The 10,936-nt window shown below is 47.3% G+C and carries 16 protein-coding genes and 1 pseudogene; 1 reads left to right on the top strand and 16 read right to left on the bottom strand.

What is annotated here, in order from left to right; all coding sequences use genetic code 11:
* Positions 1-333: 333 nt before the first annotated feature.
* From BLT35_RS25575 to BLT35_RS25560, 3 genes are all read right to left on the bottom strand, one after another.
* Positions 334-540, bottom strand: coding sequence for a hypothetical protein (locus BLT35_RS25575; protein WP_074730181.1), 207 nt, complete (start codon positions 538-540; stop codon positions 334-336).
* 10 nt (positions 541-550) lie between these two features.
* A complete protein-coding gene (locus tag BLT35_RS25570) occupies positions 551-760 on the bottom strand; it encodes a LexA family protein (protein WP_074730180.1) in 210 nt (69 codons plus the stop codon).
* A 631-nt stretch (positions 761-1,391) separates the two neighbouring features.
* A complete protein-coding gene (locus tag BLT35_RS25560) occupies positions 1,392-1,607 on the bottom strand; it encodes a helix-turn-helix domain-containing protein (protein ID WP_074730178.1) in 216 nt (71 codons plus the stop codon).
* 476 nt (positions 1,608-2,083) lie between these two features.
* On the opposite strand from BLT35_RS25560, the gene BLT35_RS25555 reads away from it, so the two are divergent.
* Positions 2,084-2,362 (top strand): hypothetical protein, encoded by a 279-nt coding sequence (locus BLT35_RS25555; protein WP_074730177.1) that lies wholly within the window; start codon positions 2,084-2,086, stop codon positions 2,360-2,362.
* Between the two features lie 158 nt (positions 2,363-2,520).
* Here the strand turns inward: BLT35_RS25555 and BLT35_RS25550 are convergent, their stop codons facing one another.
* From BLT35_RS25550 to BLT35_RS25490, 13 genes and pseudogenes are all read right to left on the bottom strand, one after another.
* Positions 2,521-3,204: an N-acetylmuramoyl-L-alanine amidase family protein gene (locus tag BLT35_RS25550; RefSeq protein WP_074730176.1), complete on the bottom strand. Its 684-nt coding sequence runs from the start codon at positions 3,202-3,204 to the stop codon at positions 2,521-2,523.
* Positions 3,201-3,704, bottom strand: a complete 504-nt coding sequence (locus BLT35_RS25545; RefSeq protein WP_074730175.1) for a phage holin family protein — start codon at positions 3,702-3,704, stop codon at positions 3,201-3,203. The genes BLT35_RS25550 and BLT35_RS25545 overlap by 4 nt, the downstream gene beginning before the upstream one ends.
* Before the next feature lie 78 nt (positions 3,705-3,782).
* Positions 3,783-4,001, bottom strand: a complete 219-nt coding sequence (locus tag BLT35_RS25540; protein ID WP_074730174.1) for a hypothetical protein — start codon at positions 3,999-4,001, stop codon at positions 3,783-3,785.
* A gap of 2 nt (positions 4,002-4,003) precedes the next feature.
* A complete protein-coding gene (locus BLT35_RS25535; RefSeq protein WP_074730173.1) occupies positions 4,004-4,288 on the bottom strand; it encodes a hypothetical protein in 285 nt (94 codons plus the stop codon).
* Between the two features lie 21 nt (positions 4,289-4,309).
* The gene (locus BLT35_RS25530) at positions 4,310-5,740 is read right to left on the bottom strand and encodes a hypothetical protein (protein ID WP_074730172.1); all 1,431 of its coding nucleotides are present in this window, start codon (positions 5,738-5,740) and stop codon (positions 4,310-4,312) included.
* A gap of 23 nt (positions 5,741-5,763) precedes the next feature.
* Positions 5,764-6,342, bottom strand: a complete 579-nt coding sequence (locus BLT35_RS25525; protein WP_074730171.1) for a putative phage tail protein — start codon at positions 6,340-6,342, stop codon at positions 5,764-5,766.
* Positions 6,335-7,393: a baseplate J/gp47 family protein gene (locus BLT35_RS25520; RefSeq protein ID WP_254777675.1), complete on the bottom strand. Its 1,059-nt coding sequence runs from the start codon at positions 7,391-7,393 to the stop codon at positions 6,335-6,337. The genes BLT35_RS25525 and BLT35_RS25520 overlap by 8 nt, the downstream gene beginning before the upstream one ends.
* Before the next feature lie 31 nt (positions 7,394-7,424).
* Positions 7,425-7,814, bottom strand: coding sequence for a DUF2634 domain-containing protein (locus tag BLT35_RS25515; RefSeq protein WP_074730169.1), 390 nt, complete (start codon positions 7,812-7,814; stop codon positions 7,425-7,427).
* Positions 7,811-8,107, bottom strand: a complete 297-nt coding sequence (locus tag BLT35_RS25510) for a DUF2577 domain-containing protein (RefSeq protein WP_074730168.1) — start codon at positions 8,105-8,107, stop codon at positions 7,811-7,813. Before BLT35_RS25510 ends, BLT35_RS25515 begins: the two co-directional genes overlap by 4 nt.
* Positions 8,104-9,075, bottom strand: coding sequence for an XkdQ/YqbQ family protein (locus BLT35_RS25505; protein WP_074730167.1), 972 nt, complete (start codon positions 9,073-9,075; stop codon positions 8,104-8,106). The genes BLT35_RS25510 and BLT35_RS25505 overlap by 4 nt, the downstream gene beginning before the upstream one ends.
* Positions 9,076-9,086: 11 nt before the next feature.
* Entirely contained in the window at positions 9,087-9,803 is a 717-nt protein-coding gene (locus BLT35_RS25500) for a LysM peptidoglycan-binding domain-containing protein (RefSeq protein WP_254777674.1), read from the bottom strand.
* A gap of 49 nt (positions 9,804-9,852) precedes the next feature.
* Positions 9,853-10,590: a hypothetical protein gene (locus tag BLT35_RS25495; protein WP_074730166.1), complete on the bottom strand. Its 738-nt coding sequence runs from the start codon at positions 10,588-10,590 to the stop codon at positions 9,853-9,855.
* A 79-nt stretch (positions 10,591-10,669) separates the two neighbouring features.
* A pseudogene (locus BLT35_RS25490) lies at positions 10,670-10,936 on the bottom strand (hypothetical protein); the annotation flags it as partial.

Genomic DNA, 10,936 nt, shown 5'->3' with positions numbered 1-10,936 from the left:
CCTATTTGGATATTCATGGTAATATAAATTCGTCCGGAAGCACCGGCAAAAGCCCCTTGAGGAAGCACCTCAGGGGCTTATTTTATTTCCGAATATAAAGTATCATGCCAGTGCCGCGGCAATGTCGGTTTACGCTCCCAGGCTTCTAGCAGCTCAATTCGATCAGGTTTATCCGGAGCCCAAATGATGTACCGCTCTCGGGTAAGGGTCGCCAGTACCTCCATGACGCCTCGGCGATCTCGACCTGTCTTGATCATCAGCTCATTAATAGTTGGCATACGCCGCCGGGCGACTGAGAAATTACCGATGATTCGCAGTACCTTCCGTTCGATATCAGACAGCATAGCGCTTCACCGGCTGCATGGCCAGAATGTTTTCAACCCGGAACAACCGCGGCCCTTTCCGTTCAAAGCAGTAGGCTTTTACGATACCGGCGTTAACCGTGCGGACTTCAATCCGCCGTTGCGTGATACTGTTATCGCGGCCAAGGTAGATGATTTCGATGGTGCGACCGATGTACTTTTGCAATTTCCACTCCATGTTCATCACCTCACCGAGCAATTTTTAATGTTCGCGGCTTGGATGACTCCCACTCTATTAGTCCTTTCTTTTTCAAACGCTCCAAATAGCCGTGTGCTGTACTTGGTGACTTCAGACCTGTTAAAGCACAAAGATCCCGAACAGAAGGTGGATACTTGTGTTCTCTTAAAAAGGACTGGATAGCTTGGAAAAACTTTTGTTGTTTTTGAGTCAGTCTCATAAGTTTATTCCCTCCCGATTCAGAACGAATGTTCTTTTCATAATTATATACCGAACAAATGTTCTGTAAGCAAGAGGAAATTTTTAAAAAAAATGCCCGCTTCATCAGCGGGATTCCTCAACACGTTTAATCAAATCAGATACATTTTTAATTTCAAGCAAAAGAGAAAGAAACAGCAAGACGATAATCGGGTTGTAATCATCACGCTAGTGAGTGCAATCATTAGCCTGACAAACTCGATTATCTCCCTCATCATCACACTGAGCGACTAACTCAACGGCCCGCTATGGCGGGCCCCCTCTAGGGGGATGGTGAAATATAAGGGTGCTGGTTCTTTCTCGTTACATCCATTATATCACAAAGGGGACGATAATATGAATAGCTCCAAAATTTTGAAGGTTGCCCTGGTAATTAGTATTGTGGCTTTAGTGATCAGTATTATCTCCCTAGTTCTTGCATTACGTTAATCCACCCGACGAGCCCCGGTGTAAACCGGGGCGAAACCTACCGGCTGTTTGCCAGGATGGTCGCGGATATCCACCACGAGGAAGCAGCGCAACCCCCTTTGCTCATTCCTCCGTTTGTTTTTTAAACTTTATTATAAGAACAAACAAAAAAAGAACAGGAGAAATTACCCCTGATCCTGCTCTCTATGGTATTCCAGTATATCTCCAACCCCAACATCCAAAAACAAGCAAAGCTTGTCAAGCGTCTCTAAATCTACACGTTTAACCTTGTCATGATAAAGGCCGGAAACCGTATTTATTGCCAGCCCTGTTCCCGCAACTACATCGGCTATCTTTAGTCGTTTCCGACCCATTATCTCGCTCAAGCGGTTTATGATCATAAATCATTACCACCTCCTATCTAAATATATACACTAATTAAAAATAAATATCAACTAGTTAATAATTTTTATTGACTTTTATATCAACATGTTGTATATTTATATCAGGAAGTTGATACATAAGACTTCCCGAAAGGGTGAGAAAATGAAGGATTGGGTAAACCTCATAACGGCAATCATCCAAATGATAACAGCTTGGTTAATACTACGGAAGACGCCGATGAGGAAAAAGAAAAAAGGAACCAAACGCCGCGCACCACGCAAACGTTAAAAGGTTCCTCGGAGAGGGTCGGAGTCGACCCGGCCCTCTCTCCCAATCTTAACATAGATGCTTCACAAAATAAACCTGGAGGATAATCCCGATGAACACTGTAACTTGGATCGTCAGTATAGCGGCTTTGGTTTTATCGGTAGTGGCATTGATTAGGGTGATACGAAAATAAGCCGGCGGGCCTTAAATGCGGGAGGTATGAGGGATGGCAAATAAAGTTTATCTAGTGACTCTGAGATCACTAACACACGGAGGAAATATTTTGCGTAATATATGTTCGGAGTGCTTGGAAGGAGAAGTCGGAAACATTGTAACAATGGATGGTCCATTAACAAACGAAAATTGCGAATTTTGCAGTCAAGAGGAAGGTAAACGTAAGTTCATTCATAAGCACACTCGCAACTGTTACGATGACCCAGGAGCCGGTCATGGTCCTGCATTCCTCGTTTGTGGATTGAAAGAAGGACAGGAAGAACCCGCCTGACGATGGCCCGAAGCGGATCGGGCCGAAACCTACCGGCTACGGCCGGGACGGTCGCGGAATTCCGCCACGAGCCAGTTTTGCAAGGCTGGCCTTTACATATACATGCTCTTTTGAAAACAAAAAAAATCCCCACCAGCCGTAGCCAGTGGGGTAAGTTCTTACTTTTTCATCAGTCTATGCAGCATCGTTACAACCTCTTCACGAGTAACCGCATCCTTTGGTCGAGTTCCGTCTGTAATGCCGGATGCCACCGCCCAATCCCAAGCTTCCCGAGCCCAATCGGACACATCATCTTTCTGTTGCGGTGCTGGCAGGCCAAATGCTTCAGCTACACCATTTGCCGTCGATGCGGCCAGCCTCTCGATGAATCCGGGATCTTTCAGCAGAGTGGAGTCCTTCCCGTTATCGATAAATCCGTATTCCAACAGAGCCGCGGGCATTTTCGTTTCACGGAGCACGGCAAGGTTAGCTTGCTTCTGGCCACGATCGGAAAGGCCCACTTTACTGAACTCCGCGGCAACATGTCGATGAATCAGATTCCGATAAGCTGCCGTGGCGCCGGTAGTCCCGTTATAAGTGAACGACTCGAATCCTGACCCACCCCCTGCATTGATATGAACGCTGAGGAAATACTGCACTCCCGCGGCATTTGCCGCTTTTGCCCTGTCGGACAGCTCCAAGAATACGTCGTTCGTTCTTGTGTATCTGACATCTGCGCCGCGGGCTGTAAGCAACTCACCGATCCGCAACGCCAGTTTTAACGTAAGATCCTTTTCTTGCAGACCATTGCCTACAGCTCCCGGATCTTTCCCTCCGTGTCCGGCATCGATCATAAATTTCATTGTTTGTTTTCTCCTTTCTGCTTCATGGCCCGTTCAGCCTTGGCTTTGATTTCAGACGATATATACTCCACAACAAACTTAGGAATCCATTTCTCCCACCCGGCGCGGTATGCGTTGGCCGTCATGCTCTCCCAGCTGTGATAGGCTAATGCAATCGTCAAAGCGTAAAACGCGTACCCGGGCTGCTCTACACCGAATACATGCAGGGTAACCTTATCCAAAAGCCAGCCGATAAACGGGATCCAGAGCAACAAGGTCGTACGGAATACCCCTGCTATTCCGTACTCGCTTGAAAATGTTCCTGTTTTCTTGGCAGCTACACTGCCAGCAATCCAATCAGCGACAACAATTGCTATTAACAGAGCGTAAACCCAAAACTTCCCGCTGCCAAATGCTTGAGCGATTAACGGGCCCACTATTGCACCGAGAAAAGCCGCCCCCGCGTTAGCAGGTTTAGCCAACGTTTCTAAACTATACACTGCTTGTACAAATCTCTGCATGTATAACCTCTTTCTGCCCTTTTTCCGGGCATAAAAATAACCCCGATCGGCTCAGGGCTTGATTGTCCAGTTATAGATTTATGACGCTGACGGTATATATGCCAATGTGTCCGCATAATCCTGCTGCGAGATATATTCCTTGGCCAGTGCGGTATCGATCTGATAGGGAGTATAGTTTGCCGCGGCGTATTGCTTCACCGGCTCGACATAGGCCGGGATGATGCTCGTAAATGTCCGCAATCCATCAATGTAGATTGCTCTTGCATAACCTTGCACCAACGCTTGATAGATTGTCATGATTAAACCACTCCTTTAGTTATCAAAATTTCCCACAATTCGATGTTTTGGGCATTGAGGTTAGCAATTTCAGCTTCCAGCTGCTCTATTTTGCTCGGTACGGGATGCTCGGGCGGTAGCGGTTCTGCTTTCGTCCAAGTTTTCGTTTCTTTGTCGTATGTATCTCTTGGTTCAACGTCATCCGTTTCCGTGAGTGGGATCATGTGATCCGCTATAACCTCGCCGCTCAGGATAGAGACGGCAACGCAAACGCCTGTTTCAACGTCGATCTGTGCGTATTTAAACATTCTTTTCCCCTCCTGCTAGTTTTAGTTCACATGCTCGATTATTTGCCAAGTAACTAACGTGTCAATGCTTGACGTTTGGTTTCTATATAGTTCAAGGTTTGTAGCTGATGTTAGCGTGGCCCTAATCCCGTTACCGAATCCCGTGTGACTAATAATGATATACGCTTTTGTTAAGTCAGGTATAGACGAAACAGTTACGTTAACGGTGTTAGAAGCGGCCGGAATCGTAGCCTGCCCCCTCTGAACCTTTACAGCTCCTCCCACTGGTCTCCAACTCCCTCCTATTAAAACTTCAAGATATCCGTTTGTTGTACGTAACATGCCTGTGTGCCATATGTCATAAAATGCAGAAGCTAGACCATCATAAATTCTAGCTTTTTTTCCATTGCCGGGGGTTAATGTTAAGTTCCCACCAAGTCCAGTACCGCCATAATCGTTTCCCTCAACAACAATATGAGCACCCCAAGATGCAGAACCGCCATCAGCCCCATCTAACACAATCCGAGATGTCCTGTTTGTTTGCCTTATTAAACGGGTTACTCCAGACATTAGTAAGTCCCCAGTCATTGTGTCGCCAGCTTTATTAACTGGAACATACCCTCTTACCGTATCCGCATCAAGCCCACTTCCAGCGCCATCATTTTCAGAGTTCCACGCTTTCCTTAAGGTTGGTGTTACTATATTGGTGATTCCTGTTTCACTTGTAATACAAGAAATATTCCAGCCAGTTTCCCAGCCTGTTACGTTATTGTACGATGTCTGCATTTCGACTACCGCGATATGAGGGTATCTCCAAGCAGTAGAGGTTGTACCCAATAAGATACAATTGACTGTGCCATCATGAGCTAGTCTAACTTGATTAAAAGGAGCGTTACCTCTAACTTCTGCCGAATATTGAAGCCACGCTGGAGTTGTAATGTTATATCCAGAAACAATTAATTCCCATGCCGCAAATGCCGAATAGTCATAACCAACAATACGGATAACCATCATTGTATTACTCCATGTCTTCGGCAGAGCAATTTTAATTGTACCAGTTATTGGACTTCCGTTATCCTTATACGAAGCTAGGTTCTGGTATAACCTTGTATCATTTGTATTAACGTCCCTGTCTGCGATTAATGCACCCGTCATCGTCCCACCAGCTTTAGGTAGGGCATTATTTGCTACCGCTCCTACCGCGTCAACCTCGGCCTTCCGTGCGATGTCGTCTGCCGCCGCAGGAGCAGCTGCCTTAGCCCTCCCGTTCGCGTCACGCTGCATAATCGCATTAGGCGTTGCCGCCGATGTCGCCCCGTGAATCCCGGTCGTAGCCGCCGTATGGTCATCTAAGTCCGTCTTTTTTGCGGCATTAGTGTCGATTATGTCGTAATTTTCGTTCTGTGCCGCCCTTGAAACAGACTCGTTACCGAGGGGTTTCTTTATGCCTAGCCTTGGTGTTAATTCCGGCATGTCTATTCCTCCATTTCGTACAATTACGGTCGGTAAACTTCAAGTGAATCCCACGTAAACCCTTGAGCGTCAAACATGTCCCATGTAAATGCCTTGCTGTCCAACTCATCCCACGTGAGATATGTGAATTCGAAGCTTACCACCAAATAAGCCGGTACAATCTCTCGTATGGCCTCTTGTATGTTGTTCAGGTTAGGTGGGATACCACGTGTGCTGACAAACCGAACGGTGAACGTGCTTGTCGGCGGATCGAAAGAAACATCGACCGTTCCGTTGTCGTAAGCCTCTGCCACATTCTTAAGAAGCCGACCCGAGAACTTCCCGTAGCCGCGTATCTTCGATTGGACAACCGCTCTGCGCTGTTCGATAGGCTGGCCAGCCCGGGGAACGATTCCAAGCTCCTCTTCCCAGTTTGGCAGATCCCACGTTGCAGTCCCGACAAAACGCTGATTTAATTGATCCTCGATATCAGCCTGCAGCTGATCAAATTTCGCTCCTTCTGCCTGAACTATCACACGCATTTCAAGAATCGGCTCGTAGTAGTCCGGCAGTTCGCCGAGCATTTCCGTACCGCTTGGTGAGGTTATTAGAAAATCACTCACTCAATGTCACCGTCCCTTTAACCGCTACGGACCCAGGCGATACCGTTACATTTGCTGTTCCACCATTCACCAGCAGACTGGCCGCGTTGTAATCAGATACTCCCGGAGTATCAAGTAACAACGTGCCGATCCTGGCGTATTTCACGCTGCGATCACCGCCAGTAACGGAAAATGCGTTCTTGGCGATCTCGGCCAAGTGAGCTGTCAGAGATGCTTCAAAATCAGCGGTTACCTGAGCGAGAGTCCGGGTTCCGTTCAGCACCACCGTCGCGGTCACGTTAACGGAGACAGCCGGGGCTGCTTCTGCAGTTGTCACGGCTCCAGCCGGTGCAACTCCCTCGCCCATTCCTTCTCCAAGGCCGATATTCGGATCGATATAGTCTTTCACAGCTTGAACAATACCCGCAGCCGCCGGAAGCCTGTCCGTCCCCAAGATGTACACTTTCACCGTATTAGGACCATTCCAATGGGGCTGAACATAAGCATCTCCGACACCCGCCACTTCGAGAGCCCACTTTCGGTATGCCGCTCGATTTCCGCTTGTAGGCGGTGTGCGGACCTGTGCGAAAAATCGCGCGCGGTACGCCTCATCTGATTCGTCATCCTCCCCCGGAACCAATACGTCGGTCAGTTGCGCGCTGGCCAATCCGTTCAAATAGTCCATAGGCAGCAAAGTGCCAGTCGGTACATTTCCAGCGGCACCGGCTGTTTCACATTCTAGCTTGAATTCGCCGGTTGCGATCTTTTCAATAACCTTGAAGTTTAGTCCGCCGGCAGAGTATCTACCTTCAAGTGGTACATCGATTAGAGCGCCTTGAGCATTGTAAAATATCCCTTTCCGGATCGCCTTCGATGCCGGCTGCGGATCAACCCCGAAGTCGGCCCCGCGCCTTCTCAACTCTTCTCCGCTTGAAGTTTGAGCATGAGAAAGCCGATTATTCCGCCCCATTTCTGCGTAGGCTTCGGAAAGTTTCTTAGCGGCCGGAGCCAAGGCATTATAGATGATGCTGCCTTCCCGTTTATCAATATTACTGGGAACAGTACTCAGCATCTCCTGCAAGATATTTTCAAAGGTCCGGTCTTCATACACTGGCGAACGTCCTCCTTTCCGCAAATCGGCCGAAAATAGAAACAACCGTAAAACTCACATCGGCTTGGTCACCGCGGATAGTTGTCTCAAAGTCTTCGATACCGGTTATTCGGTCGTCCTGCAGCAGTGCCTCAGAAATCCATCGTTGAAGTTCAAGACTGAATCCGCCAACAGAACGCCGTTCCATACCGTAGTTTTCAGAATAAATGAAATAGGCAAACCGTTCGGTGCTCATAATCATAAATACAGTCTGCCGGACCGCATCAAGTCCGTCGATCATACCGGTGATTCGATTATTTTCAAGGTCTAAACGGTACGTTCGGCTTGTTTGCCGCTCCTCCTCTTCAACCTTCCCGAGTACCGCGCTAGGTGGAAAGATCATTCTGTCAACCTCCCAACGATGACAAAGTTTAAGCCACCTTGCTGCCGTATTAGGATCACTTTATCCCCGACCTCAAGGCCGCGGCGTACGGTAACCTCTTGAGCGCCGACCATGATCTTGTATTCCGTCATATGCTCCGGAATAATTAAAAAATCCTCATCGAGTGGGAGCCGCTGATCGGCATTCACTTCGAGAGGATTGACTTTGGTTACCTCGGCAAACATCACATCGGAGAGTTTTACGGACCCGAGGTAACCCCTTGTGATTTTTTTAACCCTATCGTTTAGGCTCATCCGTACACCTTCAATTCCAGTTTCATTGTATGATCTTCACCCGCAAGGCGGTGTGTGCATTCTTCGACCAGATAATATTGGCTTATCCCAAGCTTCTCAATCGTAACTTGCACTTTGATACCGGCCCGCATCCCGACAAAACCGAGCGCATCCAATGTGAATGTTTCCTTTTCCCGGTTTTTCAGCTCCAAGAACCTATCCTTAATCCCGTTGATCTGTGCTGCGTTCAGCTTGTCATCGACTTTCTGGTAATACTGAAGACGTCCCCATTTGGCAATATTGACACTGTCCTCTGCAATGTATACATCTCGTCTACCGGTGTTTTTGTTGTCCTGGACGAGCTTTACGCGGTTGTAGGTGTCATCATCAATCGAACGCTTGATTCGATAATTAAATACGAGACTTTCATCACCAAGAATCAGGTCGATCACCATGTCGTTTACATCGCGCAATACTATACTGCCGTAATCGTCGTATAAGACAAAAAGACGACCAGTGGCAAGCAATGTACTGTCGAGCGCCTTACAACAGATATCCATGCGTTTCTGCCCGTCTTCCATCACTTTCGGGATGACAAACTGTGTATTCGCGAGCGTACCCACTGTTAAGTTAGCCGGGGCACATTGATCCCGGATAACCTCGTCCGCCCGAACGTTCTTTCGCACGTAGGTATCGGCCTCGTTCAGATACCGGAGCTGATCATATGCTCTGAGTTTGACCGGCTCATCTTTTCCAGATTCATTAACGAAAACCCTACCCCAGAAAAAGCCTTGGCCATCTACTTCCACCCGAATCACGTTCCCATTGTGATAAGTAAAATCTTTGGACTGATACAATGCATCTTCAATAAATGTCACGTCCATGACAGAAGGCTTACCGATCCTGCTCGTTTTCCAAGTGACTTCTGAACAAAGCTCTGAGATATCCCACAAAGTGCCGTTCAGATTATCAATGACCGCTTTAAACAAACTTATCCCCCCTACTTTGGCGGCAGTTGTAGAACACGGCCAACCTGGAGCCTGCGTACCTCAGAATCGGTTATGCCGTTAAGCTGCTGAATCTCCCTCCACCGGCCGGAATTACCCAATTGCATCTTTGCAACTTTGATAAGAGAATCACCGGGTTTTAACGTATATGTTGTCGGTGGCACCCGTTCATCCGGGCGTTTGGGCGGTTCAGCACGTAGCACAGTTTGACCGTCTTGCTGGACCGCTGTGATTCTCTTGGCCGAGTAAAAGACGTATTCCTTTAACTTGAGCGAATAAAAGATATCTCCTGGCGAGCCGCCTTCTTCCCATCGCTCAAAAGAGACGATTGACATGGGAAGACTGAGTTTACTTGACTCGTTAACTGCATCACTGCCAATATAAATAAAGCGCACAGGATAACCAGTGTCCCACCATTTGAGGATGTCATTAACGAAATTATGCGGTTGAGGAATCCATCTCGGGTCCTCACGAAATATCTCGTTTACGAAGGGATACTTTTTAGCCGGGAAGAAACTCTCAAAGCTAATCTCTGTAAGTTCTGGTTTCTCAATAGTCCTTATTTTTCCAGTCTTAATGATGTCGTAGTCCTTACCGGCACCATCACGCTTTATGTTGATCTTCTCCGGAAGCACCGGAAATTGCCAACCCTCGGCTCCATTATTCCAACTAATTTGCATCGTGAACGGTTTGATTTCGGTCGTTGCCAATTGTCTCACTTCCTTTGTGACAAAAATAAAAGACGCTCGGAGGAGCGCCTTAGAAAATCCCTGCTTTTTGCAGATCGCTTATGCTGTAAAAGAAATTTCCGTAATACTTTTTGATACGGATGCTTCCTTCAACAAAATCACCTGTTTGTGCGGAAATAACATCCGTTGAAACTTTTAAATCCATCAAACTTGTAATACCTGATGTGCTCCATTTAGTAAAGTAGATTATTTGCTCCTCGTTGTTCACTGCAACAGTAATGTACTCTATCTCTCTCAGCATTGCTTCTGATATCCATCCCTCGCTCATGAGTGGTGGGTAATCGTCTGCAGCACGTCCCATGGCAATCGCCATCTGATATGATGGGTCTTCTGAATCGGGATACCCTTTATACCCTGGTTCTTCAGGCCATTCAATCACCGTATCCGGGCAAAGTGTAGCGCCTTTTTGACCAGCGATATCGCATCCGTTCTTATTGCCTTCAGCTGCGGACTCATTCTTATCAGGCTCCCGCGCCGGTATACTACCGATCTCAACCCGCTTAAGCGTATCGTTCCACTGATAATTGACGCCGGTCAAGTCTCCGATCTTCGCCAAAGGAATGTACGTGCTGCCCTCATAATTTAAAATAGGACGATCCGGATCTTTATACTCGACCCCATTCACAATGATCGGATAGTTTACTTGCGTCAATATGTACTGCTTGACTGCAGCGTATGCAGGTATTGCCAGAGTAGCAGTAGCACCGATAAATATCCCAGTAACCAATGTGATTAAACCCTTTTTCAATTTAATCCCTCCCGTAATCGTTTATATTCCCAATTATCGGATAATACGCACCATATTTCGAGAGGGATTCAAAAATTTTCTACTGTCCGTCGTAAATTCCTTGGGCCGAGGATTCAATTTCCTGATCCATGACGTTCTCGATGCGGCGAATAACTTCATCGACGTCTACTTCCCTAGAAATCGGCCCCGTTGTCACTTGTACAGTCGGTGTCAATGTCACGAAATTCTGAATCGACTTCATCTCAGCCAAGTCACGCATTACCTTAAGGTCTTCGCTGGATATGTCCACGGTATCGTCAATTTTACCGACCGATCCAACACGATCCACATTTGCGATATCCCCCTT

The sequence above is a fragment of the Paenibacillus naphthalenovorans genome (assembly GCF_900099895.1).
GTDB lineage: Bacteria > Bacillota > Bacilli > Paenibacillales > NBRC-103111 > Paenibacillus_G > Paenibacillus_G naphthalenovorans.
The sequence above is the reverse complement of the archived record's forward strand: the minus strand, read 5'-3'. Positions and strand labels throughout refer to the sequence as shown.